Source organism: Anaeromassilibacillus sp. 1001302B_160321_C8 (assembly GCF_015554745.1).
GTDB classification, from domain to species: domain Bacteria; phylum Bacillota; class Clostridia; order Oscillospirales; family Acutalibacteraceae; genus Anaeromassilibacillus; species Anaeromassilibacillus stercoravium.
Map to the genome: position 1 here is coordinate 1 of NZ_JADNJD010000015.1, position 19,409 is coordinate 19,409.

13 protein-coding genes are annotated in these 19,409 nt (G+C 53.0%); 5 read left to right on the forward strand and 8 right to left on the reverse strand.

Features of this window, described 5'->3' with window-relative positions; translation table 11 throughout:
• Positions 1-875: 875 nt before the first annotated feature.
• Positions 876-6,695 carry a family 16 glycoside hydrolase gene (locus I2E77_RS10255; protein ID WP_195451187.1) on the forward strand — a complete coding sequence of 1,940 codons (5,820 nt, stop codon included), beginning with the start codon at positions 876-878 and terminating at the stop codon, positions 6,693-6,695.
• Positions 6,696-7,201: 506 nt separating this feature from the next.
• Here the strand turns inward: I2E77_RS10255 and I2E77_RS10260 are convergent.
• The 8 genes from I2E77_RS10260 to I2E77_RS10295 form a co-directional block, all read right to left on the reverse strand.
• Positions 7,202-9,211: a thioredoxin domain-containing protein gene (locus tag I2E77_RS10260; RefSeq protein ID WP_195451188.1), complete on the reverse strand. Its 2,010-nt coding sequence runs from the start codon at positions 9,209-9,211 to the stop codon at positions 7,202-7,204.
• Complete coding sequence (locus I2E77_RS10265; RefSeq protein ID WP_191448736.1) at positions 9,204-10,643, reverse strand: FAD-dependent oxidoreductase; 1,440 nt, start codon at positions 10,641-10,643, stop codon at positions 9,204-9,206. The genes I2E77_RS10260 and I2E77_RS10265 overlap by 8 nt, the downstream gene beginning before the upstream one ends.
• Before the next feature lie 143 nt (positions 10,644-10,786).
• Positions 10,787-11,716 (reverse strand): AraC family transcriptional regulator, encoded by a 930-nt coding sequence (locus I2E77_RS10270; RefSeq protein WP_191395635.1) that lies wholly within the window; start codon positions 11,714-11,716, stop codon positions 10,787-10,789.
• Between the two features lie 231 nt (positions 11,717-11,947).
• On the reverse strand, positions 11,948-12,871 hold the full coding sequence (locus I2E77_RS10275) for a SufB/SufD family protein (RefSeq protein WP_243254901.1): 924 nt from the start codon (positions 12,869-12,871) through the stop codon (positions 11,948-11,950).
• Positions 12,868-13,593, reverse strand: coding sequence for an ABC transporter ATP-binding protein (locus I2E77_RS10280; RefSeq protein WP_087235278.1), 726 nt, complete (start codon positions 13,591-13,593; stop codon positions 12,868-12,870). The genes I2E77_RS10275 and I2E77_RS10280 overlap by 4 nt, the downstream gene beginning before the upstream one ends.
• Before the next feature lie 109 nt (positions 13,594-13,702).
• Positions 13,703-14,713, reverse strand: a complete 1,011-nt coding sequence (locus I2E77_RS14280; RefSeq protein WP_195451189.1) for a GNAT family N-acetyltransferase — start codon at positions 14,711-14,713, stop codon at positions 13,703-13,705.
• A 75-nt stretch (positions 14,714-14,788) separates the two neighbouring features.
• On the reverse strand, positions 14,789-15,010 hold the full coding sequence (locus I2E77_RS10290; protein ID WP_195451190.1) for a hypothetical protein: 222 nt from the start codon (positions 15,008-15,010) through the stop codon (positions 14,789-14,791).
• A 78-nt stretch (positions 15,011-15,088) separates the two neighbouring features.
• Positions 15,089-16,153: a sporulation protein gene (locus I2E77_RS10295; protein WP_195451191.1), complete on the reverse strand. Its 1,065-nt coding sequence runs from the start codon at positions 16,151-16,153 to the stop codon at positions 15,089-15,091.
• A 169-nt stretch (positions 16,154-16,322) separates the two neighbouring features.
• Here I2E77_RS10295 and I2E77_RS10300 point away from each other — a divergent pair, with 169 nt between their 5' ends.
• The 4 genes from I2E77_RS10300 to ybeY all read left to right on the forward strand — a co-directional run bounded on the left by I2E77_RS10300 (position 16,323) and on the right by ybeY (position 19,407).
• The gene (locus tag I2E77_RS10300) at positions 16,323-16,583 is read left to right on the forward strand and encodes a YabP/YqfC family sporulation protein (protein WP_243252596.1); all 261 of its coding nucleotides are present in this window, start codon (positions 16,323-16,325) and stop codon (positions 16,581-16,583) included.
• 33 nt (positions 16,584-16,616) lie between these two features.
• Positions 16,617-17,792 carry a sporulation protein YqfD gene (locus I2E77_RS10305; RefSeq protein ID WP_195451192.1) on the forward strand — a complete coding sequence of 392 codons (1,176 nt, stop codon included), beginning with the start codon at positions 16,617-16,619 and terminating at the stop codon, positions 17,790-17,792.
• 140 nt (positions 17,793-17,932) lie between these two features.
• On the forward strand, positions 17,933-18,892 hold the full coding sequence (locus tag I2E77_RS10310; protein WP_087234830.1) for a PhoH family protein: 960 nt from the start codon (positions 17,933-17,935) through the stop codon (positions 18,890-18,892).
• A 5-nt stretch (positions 18,893-18,897) separates the two neighbouring features.
• Positions 18,898-19,407, forward strand: coding sequence for an rRNA maturation RNase YbeY (ybeY, locus tag I2E77_RS10315; RefSeq protein WP_087234829.1), 510 nt, complete (start codon positions 18,898-18,900; stop codon positions 19,405-19,407).
• Positions 19,408-19,409 lie beyond the last annotated feature (2 nt).

Genomic DNA, 19,409 nt, shown 5'->3' on the forward strand with positions numbered 1-19,409 from the left:
AATCCTCAGGATTGGGTCCTTCTGTGTTTTATTCGTCTATTTTTTGCATGTGGTGGGATTGTGATTTTTGCTTGCTTCCATAGAGCTTCCAATATGGAGCAGAAAGCAAACTCTTTTCCGTTTGCTTTCGTAGGGAACGCCGTAGGCGAGAGAGGCACTTTGTGCCCGCCGTAGGCGCGAAAGACGCTGCGCGTCCGCGTAAGACGTTGAACGTCCCGTCAAGCATTGCACGGTGACGATTGGATAAATGCTTCTAAAGGACACTCCCTTGTGGAGCGAAACACGCCATAATCGCGGTTTACTTTCGTGGTTGCCGCCAGAGGCGTGTCCCGACTGGAGGTCCTTCCCTATAAGCAACGAGGGCCCAGTCCGGGAGTTTTCCCGAGGCTGGGCCCTTTTCTATATTCCATGCTTTTCTTTTTCAGATCGGATGCAGAACGATGGCTTCCTGTGTCTTTAGGCGTTTTTCCCCTTGTTCTTGTAGGACTTTCCCTGTGGAGCGGAAAGTAAACTCCTCGCAGTTTGCTTTCGTAGGGAACGCCGTAGGCGCGGAAGGCACTGTGTGCCCGCGTCCCGACCGGAGGTCCGCGAAAGACGCCGTGTGTCCCCTAATAAACAGCAAGGCCCTCACCCCGGGAGAATTTCTGGGGTGGGGGCTTTTTGCGTGTTTACGGTATTTTATGGAGCGGCCTATTCAAAAGGTTAGAAATTGTGTGTTGAGAGGCTTTTCTAGTTAGATAGTAAATTTTAAAATGCACAAAAAATTGTAAAAGAATCCAGGAAAACTGTAAATACTCGTGCGCGTTAGACTGCTATACTGATAGACGTAAAATTGGCATAAGAATGCCAAAATTTGAATAGGAGGAGTGAATTTTATGAAAAGAACTGGAAAGCTTTGGCGGCGAGTCTCGGCCTGCGTTCTGGCGGTGTCCATGCTTTGTAGTATGGCAGTACCGGCTTCCGCCGAAGCGGAGTCCTCCCGACGTGGAAATGTTAATTATGTTTCCAATCAGGGAGAGTTGTTGGAAACCCCGTTGGTGCAGTTGCCTTTAGGAGCAGTAAAAGCGCGTGACTGGTTGGAAAACCAGCTTTTGCTGCAAAAGGACAATTTGACCGGCAATATGAAAAAATTCAACAATTACAACTATGAGACCAGTGAATGGCTCAACCATCAAAGCGGGGACAACTGGGAAAAAGGCACCTACTTCTTCCGCGGATTGGTGGCATTGGCGTATGCGTTGGATGATGCCGCATTAAAAGAAGAGGCACAGCAATGGGTGGAGGCGATTTTAAGCAGCCAGACGGAGTCCGGCGCTTTTGGCCCCACCAGCAGCCTGGGAAATTGGTGGTCCCGTATGCCTGCCCTGATGGGAATGCGCGATTATTATGAGGCTACCGTTCACCAAGGGAATCCGGATGAGCGGGTACTGCCTTTCTTTGAAAAATACTACCGTTATCAGGCAAAAGAACTTCCCAACCGGCCCCTCAGCGATTGGGGCGACGCCCGCGGGGGAGACAATCTCGAATGTGTTTTCTGGTTTTATAACCAGGTATATGATCCCGCAGACCCGGAAGCCAGCCAGTGGCTGCTCGATCTGGGAACGTTGCTCTATGAGCAAACCTGGGATTGGCAGGACAAATGCAACAATACGACAATACGCGAGCATGTAGTCAATACCACACAGGGAATCAAAGCGCCGCCGGTTTATTATCAGCTTAGCGGCGATGAGGCGGATAAAGTCGCCTATCGTAATGGTATTTTCAATTATAGTGTGGATCATGGCCGAATTGACAATCAGCCCAATGCCGATGAACGGGCTAGGGATAATCGTTCGACACGCGGCAATGAGACGTGCAGCGTGGTGGAAGGATTGTTGACAGCGGAAATATCGGAGCGTATCTTTGGAGACGTCTGGACGGCGGATCACATGGAACGCTTGGCATACAATTCGCTGCCCGCTTGCTTTACGCCGGACTTCAGTGGACAGTGCTATTATCAGCTGCAAAACCAGGTGATCTCCACAGTGGGATACCATGAGTTCGATTGTGACCACGGTGATGACATCGCTTATGGCGCTCCGGCCGGGTACGAATGCTGTTTCCCGAACTGCCACATGGGATGGCCAAAATTTGTCCAGAATATGTGGATGGCAACAGAGGACAATGGGCTTGCGCTGGTAGCCTACGGCCCAAACAGTGTGACCGCTAAGGTTGCAGACGGAAAGACGGCACAATTTGTGCAGGAAACGGATTACCCCTTTAAGGACGCAATCCACCTGACTTACAACGGGGAAACCGCGGAATTTGAACTAAAACTGCGCATCCCGGAATGGTGCGAAGCTCCGGAAGTTTCGGTCAATGGAGAGGAACAGGAAGGCGTTATTACCGGCGAATATTATACCATCAAACGCGACTGGCAAGCCGGTGATGAAGTCGACGTACGCCTGCCGAGCGAATTGGAGACCTCCACCTGGTACAACGATTCGGTTGCTGTGGAAAAAGGCCCCCTGATTTTCAGCCTCAAGATTGAAGAAGATTGGCGCACAGAAGACAGCAACGACGCCCGCGACATTCAGCAGGCACATCAGGAGCAGTCCCCTCTGCGTGAAATTTATCCGGCAAGCCGTTGGAACTATGGATTGATTGTCAACCGGGAAAATCCAGCGGAGAGCTTCGAGCTTGTGGAAGCAGAAGATGTGGCGCTTCAGCCCTTTAGTGTGGACAATGCGCCCGTTATCCTAAAAGGGAAAGGCCAGATCATCCCGTCTTGGACGTTGGACGGTAATATCGCCGGCCCGCAGCCCTTTGGCCCGACCCCATACGATGAAAGCTTGGTCGAGGATATCGAGCTGATTCCCTATGGATGCGGCCGCCTGCGTGTTACCCACTTCCCCAAAATCGGAGAACCTTCCGATACAATCATAAAGACAGCGGATGTGGATGCGAAGGAAGTTACAGTCCATGGAACTACTTATCAGGAATTTGACAATGTTGTGGTACCCGCAGCGCGCGACTATACCCTGGAAATTCGCGGCGAGGGAACGGGAAGCGTCATCATTAACGGAAAATATTCTCAGGAGATCGATCTTTCTTCCGGACCGGCGACCATTGAAAACCTGAAGGGATTGATCCCCGGAGACCTCCGTTTTGATGCCGGCCAATACAACAATATCCGTTTGGTGGATGCACGGGCCGATCAGATCGAAGTGATTCCGATTCGCCGGACAGTGGATACCATCAAGATTGTCCACACAAAGCGTTCGGACGATGTGGTGAAGGTCATTACAAACCTTGATCCCCAGGAGACGCCGTTCCGCGTGGAATATGGAACGCAGGAAGGGGTCTATACCAACACGGTCACTGGGTTTGAAACAGGGACGATCACACTTTCAGGCATTGATCCAGAAGAGACCTGTTTTGTACGGATTGCAGCCGTTATTAAGGGCGAAGAAGTTACAGCCGAATGCGCTGTTGAACCTGGTTCGGAGGATATTCTAAAGCCAAATCCCGATGTACCACAGGCCTCTTATACCGGATTTGGAACCGTCGAAGATACAGAACGCGATTGGCTTCTGTATGATCCGGAAGGTTTGGTAGAAATCCAGGAAACACCGGACAACCGCTCGCAAATTCATTTCGGAGTAGGCGAGCGCGTAAAAGCGGTTTTGGATCTGGAAGAAGCTTACGATTGGTCGGACTATGTTGCAGAAGCACAAGTTACCATTGATAAAAACGAATACCGGGATGTAGGGCTGATTTTCCGCGGAACAAAGTTCGGCAACAATGCGGATGAATATTATGGATACTACGCCGGTATCGGCAAAAATGGTATTGTGATAGGCTATGCTGACGGAGGCTGGAACCAGCTTGCTGGGATTCCGCGCGATTTCCAGGCAGGCCAGACTTACACCATTAAGGTAGTCGCCCGCGATGAGTACTTTGCAGTCTATGTAGACGACGAGCTGGTATACCGCTTCCATGATAGCCGTTATGCGGTTGGAACCGTTGGTTTCCGCTCTTGGAAAGAAGCCTTTACGGCGAATGGAGTCCAAGTCCGTCCGGTGACAGAAGAGGATTTGAAGGTCTTTGAAGGTTTTGTAAATGAGGATGATCAGCCTGATTCGGAATATCCACCTTATGTCGAAGCGAATTTCTCGGATGATTTTTCCGATGTAGACGCTTCTAATGCCGCTTGGACGAAGCATGGTGCAACTGACAAAATTCAGATTTCCGATGGATTGTTGCACTTTGGTTCAGACGGCGACGTCAAAGCAATGGCGGGAGACGATACATGGAGCGATTATGTTGTCAAGGCCGACATCACGTTGACACAGGATAACACACAAAATGCCGGTATTATTTTCCGCAGTACCAATGAAGGCGCTGGAGCCAATAATTTCCATGGATATTATTTTGGCATCGGACACAATTATTGGATTATGGGCTATGGCGATGGAAATTGGTATCAGTTGGCCAGAGAAGAAGGATTTGACTTTAAAGTGGGAGAACCCCACACGCTTCAGGTCATTGCATGGCATGATACCTTCCAATTCTACATCGATGGAGAATTGGTATACCGTTGGGCAGATGCAAACAGCCGCTATCAAACCGGCAAAATCGGTATGCGCAGTTATCAGCGCAGCTTTGATGTGGATAACGTCCTTGTGCGGCCGCTAAGTGCGGAAGAGCTGGAGGAAATGCAGAAACCCACTGTATTGGACGTAGATGTCACTTCCGCGTACAATACCCTGATGGCTTACTATCCGCTGAATTCCGGCGCAAACAGTTATAAAGTGCTGTATGGAACCGAGCCCGGTGTTTACACACATGAGGAAACCAATATTGCGCATCACCCAAGCCATGCGAAGGACAAAGTCGCTTTCACCGTTCCAGAGGCGGGGACCTATTATGTGAAGTTTGTTGCGCTCAAGGACAATACGGTGATTGCAAACTCGGAAGAATTGGAAATCACGACCGATTTCCGCGCGGACACCACGGAAGACCGCGAGAAATTGGCAGATGTTTTGGCACAGGCAAAGGCGGTTGATACATCCAACTTTACTGAAACCAGCTTGGCCCGTTTGGAGCGCGCCATTGCAGATGCGGAAGCACTCCCAGAGGATGCCAGCCAGATGGCAGTCTGCATTGCAAGGAGCATTCTTTATGCAGCCATGACCACGCCGAATTCCCCGGACTTCCCCAATGAGCCGGAAGTGCCGGGCGAGCATACGCTGACCGTCACCTTCCCGAAGTCAGTCGAGCTGAGCATCGACGGCGAGAGCCAGACGATTGCCAACCTGCTTGGCAAATATTCGGCCAACGTGATGGCGGACACCGAACTCAACTTGACCTTTGCACCGAGCGTAGAAGGCCGCGAGATCGCAGGCGTCACCGTGAACGGCGAAGCCATTGCGGAAGACAGCTTTGACGCTGCCGGGTATGTGTACAGCGCGGCTATGCCGAACGCGGACACCACGATCGAGCTTGGCTTCACAGTGGTAGACAAGCAGAACCTGCGCGCTGCCATTGAGATTGCAGAAGGCCGGGCGGACGAAGCAGCGGAAGCCGTACCGTCCGTGAAAGAGAAGTACGAAGCGGCCTTGCAGGCGGCGAAGGACGTCGAAGCCAAGAAGACCGCAACGCAGGACGAGATCAACACCGCATGGAGCAACTTGATCGACGCACTGCATTATCTGAGCTTTGTCGCAGGCGATAAGAGCCAGCTGGAAATCCCGATGGAGATCGCAGAGTCCATCAACCGCGACCTGTTCACGCCGGACAGCCTGGCAGCGCTGGACGAAGCGTATGCAGCAGCTGCTGACCTGATGGACGACGAGGAAGTTCTGGAAGCGGACATCACCGCAGCAGTGGATGCGCTGTATGACGCTATTTATGGCTTGGTCTACCGCGCAGACATCACCGAGCTGGAAGCGCTGGTCCTCAAGGGCGACGGCATTGTTGCAAATGCGGATCAGTACACCCAGAACGACGCATGGACGAGCTTTGAGACCTCTCTGGAAGAGGCAAAAACCGTCCTGGCAAATGAAAACGCAACGCAGGATGCGGTGGATACCGCAGTGAAAGACCTTACGGCAGCGATCTCCGCTCTGCGCATGATCCCGAATAAGGATGCGCTGGAAGCATTGATCGGGGAAGCCGAGGCAATCAATACCAATAAGTACACGACGAAGAGCGTGGCAACGATGAAGGCCGCATTGAGCACGGCAAAGGCAGTTTTGAACGACGACCAGGCGACCGAAGAAGAGGTTGCGGATGCAGTCGAAGTGCTGGAGAACAGCATCGACGGCTTGGTCGAGAAGAGCACCTCCACGAGCTCGAAGAACAGCGGCAGCACCTCTGCGAACGTTGGCAATGCATACGGCGCAGCGGGCGTTGTATCTGCAAGCCAGAGCGTGGCAGCGAATGCGTATGTGGTTTCCGATACGACGGTGAACTTCACCTTGAAGAGAGGCAGCGCGTACTGCTTCAAGATGACGGTCGTGAACGGCAACGCCATGGCGCCGAGCTTCACGGCCGGCAACGGCGATGTGCTGAAGACGCAGTTCGTGGCGAAGGTTGGCAACGACTACTACTACAGAGTCTATGCCACCGGTACGCCGGGCCAGAGCACGGGCGTTTACACGACCCTGCCGGGCAATGCCCCAGTCAAACACTGTGCAGTGACGATTGGCTAAGTTGAAATGACAAAATAAAAGCAAAGGATTCTTCCTGATAAACAGCAAGGCCCTAACCCTGGGAGTTCCCAAGGCTAGGGCCTTTTTATATCCGAATGCTTTAATTTTTCCACATCTGGTGCAGAATGATGGCTTCCTGCCTTTATAAAGTTTTTCGTTTGCTTCTGTAGGGCTTTCCCGATATGGAGCGGAAAACAAACTCCTCGCAGTTTGCTTTCGTAGGGAACGCCGTAGGCGCGAAAGACGCTGTGCGTCCGCCGTAGGCGCGAAAGGCACTGTGTGCCCGCTGTGCGTCCGATTGGATAATCGAAGATACTAGAATAAAGGGGAAAGGGCACTGCCTTTCCCTGAAAACGGCAAGGACCCAGTCCTCGGAACTCCGAGGCTGGGTCCTTGCTGTTTTTAGAAAAATTTTGGCTCAGGGAGCAGAATCATCTGCTTCATCGATAGGAATACGGACAAAGACTTTCCGATTTTCCATAGGATTTCTTGCTACGATGAAGTGTTCATAGCATTTCTTTCAGTTGTTCCAGTTGCTCTACCGGCGCCAGACAAGCCCCATTTCGGCATAGATAATACATCACACCGTTTGCCGGGATAGGATAATTCGCGGTATATGGAGCAATTTTTTCCAAGGCCGGTGCATTATTTGTGTTTTTCACCAAGATATGGATAGGTTGCTTTCGAAGAAACGGTTGGGCCTCGGACGGGACAGAACCAACGGTAGAACATAAGAGGCTCTTTGGCGGATCTAAGGCCTCTTCCAACGCCAAAAGTGCAAAACAATGCGCCATGGAAAAATCGGCAATATTCCCTGCGAGAAAACGAAGCTGAAGATCCGCATACGTGCGCCAATCTGGTTCATTCGTCAGCGCAGCCAGACGAACCAGCACAAGCGTTGCCACCGCGTTGCCGGAAGGAAGCGCACCGTCATAGAATTCCTTGGGGCGGGTCAGCAGTTGTTCTGCATCCGATGCATAAAAGTAAAAACCACCGTGTTGGTTGTCGAAAAAGGAATGAACCATCGTTGTGGCAAGCGTAACCGCTTCGTCAAAATAGGAAAAATCAAAGGTTGTATGGTACAATTCAAGCAATGCCCAGGCGTAATAGGCATAATCATCCAATTGCCCTGGATAGGCCGCTTCTCCTGCCCGCCAGCGCACCAGAAGGCGGCTGTCGGCCGTGCGCAGATGCCTTTGCAGAAATGCGTGCGCTTGTTGCGCAGCTTCTAAATAGCGGACGTCATCCAAAACAGTATAAGCCTTCGTGAAGGCTACAATCGCCAGAGCATTCCAAGAGGTCAAAATCTTATCGTCCAGATGCAATTCCAGGCGGGAGAGGCGGTACTGGCAGACGGTTTTGCAAAGGCTTTCTATCTCTGCGGGCGGCTCCGTGTAAAGCGGATGATCCAAGAGATTGGGAAGATTCTGTCCTTCAAAGTTTCCACGGGGTGTGATCCCGAAATACGCACAGAAAGCAGCGCTATCCTTGGGGCCAAGTAGATGCTCGATTTCCTGCGGCGTGAATCCGTAATATGCCCCTTCCTTTCCGTCACTGTCCGCATCCTGCCCGCAGTAGAACCCTCCCTCCGGGGAGGTCAATTCCCGCAAGAGATATTGGAGCGTCTGCTCTGCCATCGTACGGAAAAAGGAGCGGCTGGTCATTTGAAATGCCTCCAGCGTGGTATAGGCGAGAAGCGCGTTGTCATAGAGCATCTTTTCGAAATGCGGAATGAGCCAACGACGGTCCGTGGAATAGCGGGAACAGCCGCCTCCGATATGGTCAAAGAGGCCGCCGCGATACATGTGGCCGAGCGTTTGGAGAGCCATTTCTTGCACTTTGCGATTTTTTGTCCGCGCCGCATACCGAAGCAAAAAGAGCAAATTGTGGCACATCGGAAATTTGGGCGCGGCCCCGAATCCTCCATAGTGGGGGTCGAAACGATCCTGTAATTGGCGAACCGCCCGGTCGGATAAAGACAAACTTGGCTCGGCTGCCCTGTGAAACTGCGCGGAGCGTTCTTGGAGTTCCGCGGCGATTTGCTCGCTGGAATGTAAAAGCATCTCCGGTTGTTCACGCCAGAGCTTAGAAACCTCTTGCAGCAGCTCTATAAGCCCCGCTGTTCCATATTGGGCATGTTTAGGGAGGTACGTTCCAGCGAAAAAGGGCTTTTGTGCAGGTGTCATCAAAATCGTGAGGGGCCAACCACCGGAACCGGTAAGCGACTGGCAAACCTCCATGTAGACCGTGTCGATGTCGGGGCGCTCCTCACGGTCTACCTTGATAGCGATAAACTGTTGATTCAGCAGATTGGCAACCTCTTCATCCTCAAAGGATTCATGTTCCATCACATGGCACCAATGACAGGTGGAATAGCCGATGCTCAAAAAGATGGGCAGGTTGTTTTGCTTTGCTACACGGAACGCCTCCGGCCCCCAGGGATACCAATCCACCGGGTTGTGGGCATGCTGCAAAAGATAGGGCGATTTTTCATGGATCAGATGATTTTCATGCATGGGGAAGATCCTCCTGTGCGGGATTATCCAGAAGATTGCCTTTATAATCGAACCGGGAGCCATGGCAAGGGCAGTCCCAGCTTTTTTCGTCCGAATTCCATTCCAATTGGCAACCCAGATGCGGGCATTGCACAGACACGACGAAAATCTCCCCGTGTTCGTCTTTATATACGCCCGCTTTTTTGCCGTCGTATTCTACAATTCCGCCGTGTCCTGGCGAGAGGGCGTCCAGCTCCGCGCGCGGTGGATTGAAGAAGGTACGCGACAACCCGGCGGTTGCATGCGCTGTTTCCTCGATCAGCATTTTGGCAGATGCAGAGGGCTTGAACCGCTGTGGAGAGAAGACTTCGGCGTCCGGATGGTTTCGTCCCATGATTTGGCTGGTCAAAATCTGTGCCGCCACCATGGAGGAAGTCATTCCCCATTTTTGGAACCCTGTGGCGACATACCAATGGGGCGTTGAGGAGGAGAACGGGCCGATGTAGGGAACGCCATCCAAGGTCATGCAATCCTGTGCAGACCAGGCGGCAATTTCACGGCTTTCCGGCCAATAGCGCTGTGCCAGCCGGCGCAGACGGGCATATCGCCCGCCTGCGGCATTTTCTCCGGTGCGGTGGCTTCCCCCGCCGAGAAGGAGTACATTTTCATCCGGCCGGAAGGAAAGCCCGTTCTCGTCGATACCAAGATACATTCCTTCCATCTTAGCGGTATTTTCCAATGCCAGCACATAGCTGCGCTCCTGATGCATGCGCATAAAATAATATCCCGGCATGTTAAGAAAGGGGTAATGGCAGGCAAAAACAATCGTTTCGGCCATCACCACCCCATGCGGCGTCAAAAGGCGATGCTCTTCTACCGATTGGACGGGCGTATGCTCGTAAATTTCCAAATGGGAAGCGATTACCCGCAAAAAGTGCAGGGGGTGGAAACGCGCCTGTCCGTCAAAGCGGACCGCAGCGCGGACCGAAAAAGGGAGTTCGGTACGCCTAGTAAAGTTTGCCTCGATGCCCAGCCTTCTGGCCACTTGTGCCTCCCGGACGAGGGGTTCCTCTTCCAGGGTGGAATACAAATAGGCAGGACATTGGGTGAATGCACAGTCAATGTCCAGTTCCGCGATCAGAGTGCGGTAGTGTTCCAATGCCTTTTGATTGGCGTGTGCGTACTGCTGAGCCAATTCTTCGCCAAATTGTTCGACTAGGCGGGCATAGAGCAAACCATGTTGGGAGGTGATTTTGGCGGTAGTATTTTTGGTTTGCCCGCTTCCTATCCGCTCGGCTTCCAGGACCACCGGGTGAAGCCCTGCTTTTGCGAGAAAGTAGGCAATTAAAATGCCCGCCATTCCCCCGCCGATTACCGCGACATCTGCACGGAGCTCTCCGCGCAGTGGGGGATAAGCGGGCATATCCGTTGTTTTACTCCAAAGCGACTCCATCAAGAACGAAACGCCTCCCTTCCATCCTTTTGGGAAAAGAGAGGAAAGAAATCTGTTTGATACATAAAAAACCGCCCTTCCATAAAGAAGTGATACTTCTAGTCTTTGAAAGGGCGGAAAAAATATACAGTGGATTGGAAGGGTCAGGTGGCAATCTGGACGGAAGGCCCCTCGACAGAGACGTCTTCCTCTGCGCGCAGCTTGACGGAGGAGGCGTATTCCGTCGGGGTCATTCCTGTGATGGCCTTAAACCGGCGGGAAAAATAATGGATGGTGGAGAACCCAAGCGCGTGTGCAATCTCTGTGAAGTTTTGCCCGCCCTGGCGGATCAGCCGTTTGGCGGCCTCAATCTTGAGCCGGCAAAAGTATTCCATCACCCCGCCTCCCGTTTTGGCGCGAAACATTTTTTGCAGGTTCGAGCGGCCGATCAAATTGTTCTGGCATACATCATCCAATGTGAGGCTGCGGTGAACATTGTTCTCCAAATACGTGATGATTTTGGTGAAGGTGTCCTGGTTGGCCTTTTCGCGGATGGAGGAACTAATTTTTAAATTTGCATCGACGATATTCCCTTTTCGAATCAGGTCGATCAGCATTTGTTCCAGGCTGATTCGAATCAGTTGTTCCGCCCCAAAGGGAGCGTTTTCGCGCCGCTCTAAGGGTTGCGAAGGCGGAGCGTCCAAAGGAGTCGCGTATGCATTGCGCGCTTCGCGGATCATGGCCGCCAAGAGCAGGCTTTCCGAATCGCTCACACGAAGAATTTTGTGCTCGAAGAAACGCATGGCGGGGGAATGGCAACAAAAATTAACCAGAATTAAGTTGGGTGTATGCGCTCCCCGGACCGATATGCTGTGGACCTCCTCCGGTTTATGGAAGATAATATCCCCCTTCCGAAGAAGATAGATGGCATGTTCCGTAGACACTTCAACTTGCCCATTGTCCACATAAAGAAACTCCCAGCAGTCATGTGCAACTTTTGAGGAAGAGAAGTCCTGTGTAAATTCATAATAATGTACAGAAATTAAATAATCGAGTGCGATTCCTTGATTGACCAGCGGGCTAAAAACATCCATGTCCTCACCACATTTCTTTTGCTTGGTTTCGTTCCCTTAAAGCCGTTTAAGGATATGATCGATAGAAACATTTTACACTAAAATTTTAAAATTTTCAATAGATTACTATGTAAAATATACATTGAAAAAGGAGGCTTGCAGAGAAATTTTGTCATTAACACGACATAACAAAAGCACCATCGAATGTGCAGACAGCGAATCCGATGGTGCTTCCATTGAGCGAATCTATGCTTATTCCAAAAATCCTTCCACGATGCGTGTTTCGGCTTCCTTTTCCGTCAAACCGAGCGTCATGAGTTTGATCAACTGCTCGCCGGCAATCTTGCCGATTGCCGCTTCATGGATCAGGGCAGCATCCACGCAATTGGCGCTGATTTCCGGAATCGCGCTCACACAACCGTTGTCCATGATGATGGCGTCGCATTCCGAATGCCCGGCACACTTGGCGTTGCCGTTCACCTTGGAGAGGAAGAGCTGTTTCGAATCGTCGCGCGCAACCGAACGCGAGACGAGATGCGCGCTGGAATCCGTCCCATTCAGATCAACCTCAAAGCTTGTCTCCGCATACTGCTTGCCGTGCGTCATGATTTTTTCCTTAATGACCAACTTTGCGCGATCCTGCAAAATGGCCTTCGAGAAGCGCTTGGTGGAATCCACACCCTTGATTTGGGTGGTTTCCATCTCCATATAGCTGTCTTCCGCCGCTTCGATATATGTCTGCGGGTTGATGATGCGTTCACCCGTACCCTCGCCCATGCCGATATGTTTCTCCACATAGACGACCCGTGCATTTTTTTCGAGGAAAAAGCGGTGGATGCCGTTGTGCTCCGCACCGTCGCAGCCGTCGGAATTGACGCCGCAGCCGGCGACGATTGTCACATCGGCATTTTCTCCGATGTAAAAATCATTGTAGACCAAGTCCTTGACACCGCTGTGCGTGACCAGCGCGGGGATGTAGATCTTTTCGCCTTTGGTGTTGTTCTTGACGATGATATCGATGCCAGGGCGGTCCGTCTTGGATTCGATGCGGACGTTTTCTGTATTTTGCCGTCCGGCACATTCCGAATCTTCGCGGATATTAAAAGCCGATTTCGTCGGTTCGCCCTTCCAATCGGCGACCAATTCCAATAACTTTTTTGCAATGTTGTCCATCATACACCCTCCTCTCGCGGGCAGAAGTGGCAGGTATCTGTTCCGCCCAGCAGCTTGGGCAGCACTTCCTCGCGCGTCCCCTGCGTCAAGACTTTTCCGTTGGAAAGCACCACGATCTCGTCGGCAATTTCCATGATGCGCTCCTGATGGGAAATGATGATGATCGACGAACCGTGGATGCCGTCGTGCAGCTTACGGAATACCTGAATCAAATTTTGGAAGCTCCACAGGTCGATGCCGGCCTCCGGCTCGTCAAAAATAGAGAGCTTTGTCCCGCGCGCCATGACCATGGCGATCTCGATGCGCTTGATTTCGCCGCCGGAAAGGCTTGCGTTGACCTCACGGTCCACATAGTCGCGCGCGCAAAGGCCGACTTCCGAGAGATATTCGCACACTCCGGAGGTGGTCAATTCCCGGCCGGCAGCCAGCGTGATGAGGTCGCGCACCTTGATACCCTTGAAGCGGACCGGCTGCTGAAATGCATAGCTGATCCCCATACGCGCACGATCTGTGATGCTGGCGTTGGTAATATCCTGGCCGTCAAAGAGAATCTGGCCGGACGTCGGCTTGAAAATGCCGGCGACGATCTTTGCCAATGTGGACTTTCCGCCGCCGTTTGGCCCAGTGATCACGACGAATTTTCCACTCTCCACATTGAGGGAAACGTCGTTTAAAATGTCCTTGCTATCGGCAAGGTTGAGAGATATATTTTTTAATTCCAGCATAAAAATTCCTCCAAAGGGACCGCCGGAAAGGGGCGTACCCTTTTATTGTAGATAAATTTACTCCAATTTATCTCTATTATACCAATGCCATGCAGAAAAGGCAATGCATCTACGCAATTTGTTTGCGGTAGCGCACGATGGTGACCGGTTTCCCCAGCGTCAACTCTTGGCGGCCTTCGTCCGGAAGGAAACCGTAGTGGGCGTAGAAAGCGCGCGCCGGTTGATTTTCTTCCAGTACCCAGAGGATTGCCTCCCGGCAGCCGAGCGCCTTTAGTTTCTCCAAGGCCCAATCCATCAACGCGCGGCCAAATCCCTGCCCTTGAAATGGAGGGAGAAGATACAGGCCCTTCACATCCCCAACGTTGGCATCCTCTGTGGGGCAGAAGGCCAACATGCCAGCGGGGACGCCGTCCACATAAACGATGTAAAATTGCTCATTGGAACGATTTTCCCAGGATTTGCGCAGAGCGGCGGTCCTCTTTTCCGGCGTGTATTCCTGCTCGAGAAAATCATCCGGCAATATCCCGCGATACACAGAACGCCAGGACAACGCATGCAGGCGGCCATATTCCTCCAGGAGTGTTTCATCCAGCGGGCGGAGCTCCAAACGCTGCGCGATACTTTGGCGCGCGACCGTGCGCAGCGTATCCCCTGTGAGACGGTAGGTTGTCCATTCGCTCATGGGCACCGCTCCCATAGACCGGTAAAAATCGATGCTCGGCTGGTTCCAGTCGAGGCAGCTCCATTCCAGCCGCCCGCAGCCACGTGCAACGGTGATGGCCGCGAGGCGCTCCAACAGGGCTTTGCCGTAGCCGTTTCCACGCTTTTCCGGCAGGACAAACAGGTCCTCCAAATAGATACCCGCGCGCCCCAGAAAGGTAGAAAAATTGTGGAAAAAGAGGGCCATGCCGACCGGAAACCCGTGTTCTTCGCCGATCAGAACCTCGGCCTTTTTCTTCTCAAAAATCCATTCCCGCAGCAGGGCGTCATCCGCGATTACCTGGTCGGACATGTGCTCGTAATCTGCGAGGGCGTGAATAAATCCTAAGATAGCGGGAATATCCGCTTCTTGCGCAAAGCGGATATGAAATGAATTTTGTGCAGGGGTTGGCTTGTCCATCGTTTCTTTCCTTCCTTTGTGCAAATGCCCGGCATCCCCGGCGGCGTGACATCCAGGGGTGGCCGGGCATCGAAATTATAGTTTGAAATCTTCCGGGTCGTATTCGCGCAGCGGCGGCAGATTCTGCGGCGTGCGCTTGAGTGGGTCATAGGAAAAGCTGCGGCATTCGCCTTCCGGCGTGCGGTACTTCCCCAATTGACAGACGCATGCCCCGTCAAAATCCGAACTGTGTGCACAGTATTCGCAGCGGACTTCGATATCACTGCGGAAAAATTTTTTGATCCCTTTCCAGGCCATGTTGCATCTCCTTTGCCGGTTGTCCTTGAAACCATACCATAGGCTAACTATTATAGCAGAATTTCTGCAAAAATTCCACTATTGCTTTGCAGTTTCGATTCGGTTGTCCTTCCGGCATTGAAGCAGGAGAAGGATGCATAGGCCGACGATGGCAACAGCGGCGGGGACGGAACCCATCAGGACGCCGTGCAGGGGCGCGGTTGTGTTGCCAAAGGCCGGCGCTGCCTCCGGAAAAAGGACACAGAGGCCAAAGGTGATCCCGCCCGCCAACAGGCCGTGAAACAGGCGAAACAGCATAAAGCGGGGCATGCCGATCGGGATGCCGGAGATCGAGGAAAGAATCTGAAAATGCACGCAGATGCCGCCCCAGCCGATGGCAAAGGAGAGGACCCATAGGGGGAGGCCCTGCTGCACCGCATCGTTGCAGCCGCCGGTCACCTCCAGCAGAATGGAAACAAAAGTGGATGCGGTGGGGGAGGAAAGAAATACCCGCAAAAGATCTAGCAAGACGGCGAACAAGATGACAAAGCAGCACATGGAGAGCATGGAGCGCGCCGCGTCGGAAGCGGAGCAGATCAGCGCTTGCGCGGCGCCCATTCCCTTTTGGGAGACGGCTTTTCCGCGCTGTTTGCGGGAGACGCCCAAGCTGCACAGAATCCCCAGGAGCAGGGACGCGGAGAGCTGTGAGGCCAAAAGGATTACGCCAGCCTGGGCGTTGCGCAAAAGGCCCGCCCCCACCACACTGAGGACGAACGCGGGGCCGGAGTTGACGCAGAAGCAGAGCATGCGCGCTGCTTCCTGCGGGGTGATTTCCCCCTCTTGGCAGAGCGCGGCCACGGCACGCGCACCCACCGGATAGCCGCCCACCATGCTCATGACAATCGCCGCCGCTGCGCTCCCCGGCAATCCAAAGAGGATGCGGCATGGGCCGGCGGCAAGCCTACCCATGGAAGCAGCCAGCCCGGATTTTACAACAAACACGGAGAGCGCCATAAAAGGGAAAAGGGAGGGGATCAAAATATCCACACAGTATCCAATCCCTCGTTTGGCTCCGGCCGCAGCCTGAGTGGGATAAAAGAGCAATGCCGCGGCGGCGCAAAGGACGCCGAGGGGCAGGAGCAGGCGTGCAAAGTGTTTTTTCATGGAAAGGGCCTCCCTTGTTCAAACAGGTTCGTCCCAATCATATGATGCTTTGAGCCGCGTTCAGACCCATATGCATGGACTTTTTTGGATAGAAAGTTTTATTTAGGGATTTGGCTGCATAGGTTTATGAGAGCACGATATAAAGTGAGAAAGTTTGGGGTGAGGCGGATTGGCCGAAAAAAAGATCGAAAACAAGCGACCACAGAGATTCAACAGCCTCCCCATGTCCACATATATGGAGGTCAAAGGGAATCATGAGGTCGTTTTGGAGGGATGCCGGGGAGTATTGGAATACGATACGGATGTGGTGCGCGTCCGTGCCGGGAGGATGACGCTTCGGTTTACCGGGCGCTGCCTGGTGATCCGTTGCCTGACCGCCGATTCCTTAGTCGTGGAAGGCTTCATTACCGGGATTGAATTTCTCTCCTAATACACATCCAAACTGGGAAGGGAAGGATTGTGCGTGATCGTATTGCATGCTCTCCGCTGGGTGATGGGCACCGTCCGCTTTTCCATACGCGGCGCGCCGGAACAATTTTTAAACCAGTGCGCACGAAACGGGATCAGCCTTTGGAATATTGAAAAGAAAGAAACGTTCACCGCTTGCATTTTCGCGGGCGGTTACCGCCATTTGCTGCCGGCCGCCCGCAAAACGAAGTGTGTCTTGAAAGTGCAGGAGCGCCGGGGCATGCCGTTCCGGCTTGCGTTTCTCCGGCGCAGGAAAGGGCTGGTGGCGGGAGCGGTCCTCGCTTTCCTGCTCATTCAAGTTTTGTCGCTCCACGTTTGGAGCGTGGAGGTTTCAGGAAACGAGGGAATCCCAACGGAGCAGATCGAATCCGTGGCAGCGGAGCTGGGGCTGAAGCCCGGCGTATGGAAAAAGGACGTGCAGGCGAAACTCTTGCAGCAGCAGCTGATGAACGCCTTCCCGCAGGCGAGCTGGCTTTCCGTAAACACGTCCGGTTGCCTCGTCCAAATAGAGCTGGAGGAACTCTCGGAAAAACCGGACCTGGACACCAACAAGCGCGCCTGTAATATCCTGGCAAAGGCAACCGGGCAGATCCTTTACATGGAGGTCTATGCCGGCACACCGGAGGTGAAGGAGGGCGACGCTGTGGTGGAAGGCCAATTGCTCTTAAACGCCGTGGTGGAGGACACCTATGGACGGAGCACACTGAAGCACGCGGCGGGAAAGATCATCGCCGCGACCAAACATACCTTTACCACCCAGGTGGAGATGCAAAAGGAGATCGTACAGGAGACCGGGCATATGGTGACGCGGCGGAGCGCAACCCTGTTTGGCCTGCGGATCCCGCTGAGTTTTACCGGGAAGCCGGACGGCGTCTACCGTCTGGAAGCGGAGCAGGTGCGGCTCAAGGTGATGGATTCCCTATTGCCCATCTCGTTCTATACAGAGAATTGGGTGGAAGAAACGCGGCGGACCGTGCCGCTCTCCCAGGAGGAGGCGCTGGAAAAGGCGCGCGAGGACGTCGCAATTCAACAGAAGGAACAGATCGGGGACGCGAAGATTACAGCCCAGGAGGAGACCGTTGAGGTCCGGGATGGGGTGCTGTACTATCGCGTGGATGTGGACTGCGAAGAAAATATCGGTGTAGAGTCGGAAGTTTTTCTGCAATCTTGATTTTTTTATGAATTTTGCGGTCAAATTAATGACGAACGAATTTATGTGTGTTATAATCATTTTATTCGGATCGGTGTGAAAAGGAATGGCGCGGGTGCCGGTGTGATCGAAATTTTGCCGCGCCAGGTTGGAGATTAAGGATGTTTGAGCAAAGAATCAATATTGACCGAATGGAGCAGGCCGTGGCGCTTTTCGGCAGCTTCGATGAAAATATTAAGTTGATCGAAAATGAATATACCGTCAATGTGGTCGGACGCGGGTCGGAGATCAAGGTGAGCGGCGAACCGGAAAACGTGGCAAAGGCCGTCCGGGTGATCGAGAGCCTCTTGACCCTGATTAACCGCGGCGAAGTGTTGAGCGAACAGAATATCCGGTATTGCATTGCCCTGGTCAACGAGGGGACGGAGGAAAAGATCGAAACCCTTGCAGGGGACTGCATCTGCGTTACCTCGAAGGGCAAGCCGGTGAAGCCCAAGACCCTGGGCCAGAAAAAATATTGCAACGCGATTAAAGAGAACACCATCACCATCGGCGTTGGACCGGCGGGTACCGGAAAGACGTACCTGGCCGTTGCGCTGGCCGTCACAGCGTTCCGCGCCCAGCAGGTGAACCGGATCATCCTCACCCGCCCAGCGGTGGAGGCGGGCGAGAAATTGGGCTTTTTGCCCGGCGACCTGCAACAGAAGGTGGATCCCTATTTGCGGCCCCTTTACGACGCATTGTTCGACATGCTGGGGGCGGAGACCTACCAGCGGTATGTAGAGCGCGGAAACATTGAGGTTGCGCCGTTGGCCTATATGCGCGGCAGAACATTGGACGACAGCTTCATCATCCTGGATGAGGCGCAGAACACCACGCCGGAGCAGATGAAAATGTTTTTGACCCGCTTGGGTTTTGGTTCCAAAATGGTCATCACCGGCGACGTCACACAGATCGATCTCCCGGATGGGCGTCATTCGGGATTGAAGGAAGCCATCAAAATCCTGCGCAATGTGGACGATATTGCACAGGTCACATTCAACGAAAAGGATGTGGTGCGCCACCGTTTGGTGCAGGATATTATCAAAGCGTATGAAAAATATCAGGAAGGCAGGCGTTAATTATCATGGAAAAAGTCAGAGTAATCATCGACAACCGGCAAAAAGCAGTAAAAATCCCCACGGGCCTGCGTATGTTGGTGCGCCGCTGCTGCAACGCAGTGCTGCGCATGGAAAATTTCAGCGAGCCCGCTGAAATCAGCGTGACGTTTGTGGACAACAAGCAGATTCAAGAGCTGAATAAGCAGTATCGCAATAAGGATATGCCTACGGATGTCCTCTCGTTCCCGATGGGCGAAAACGGCGTCTACGATGAAAACCACGCCACCGGCGCGAAGATCCTGGGGGATATTGTGATCTCCATGGAAAAGGCGGTGGAGCAGGCGGAATGCTATGGCCACGGTCTAGACCGCGAGGTCGGCTATCTCACGGCGCATTCGATGCTGCATCTGCTGGGCTATGATCACGAGCAGGGCGGCATCGACCGCGTGCGCATGCGTGAGAAGGAGGAGCAGGTGATGACGCAGCTCGGCCTGCCCGCTTCCAGCAGCTATGTTTTGGATGAGGATGAGGAGTAAAC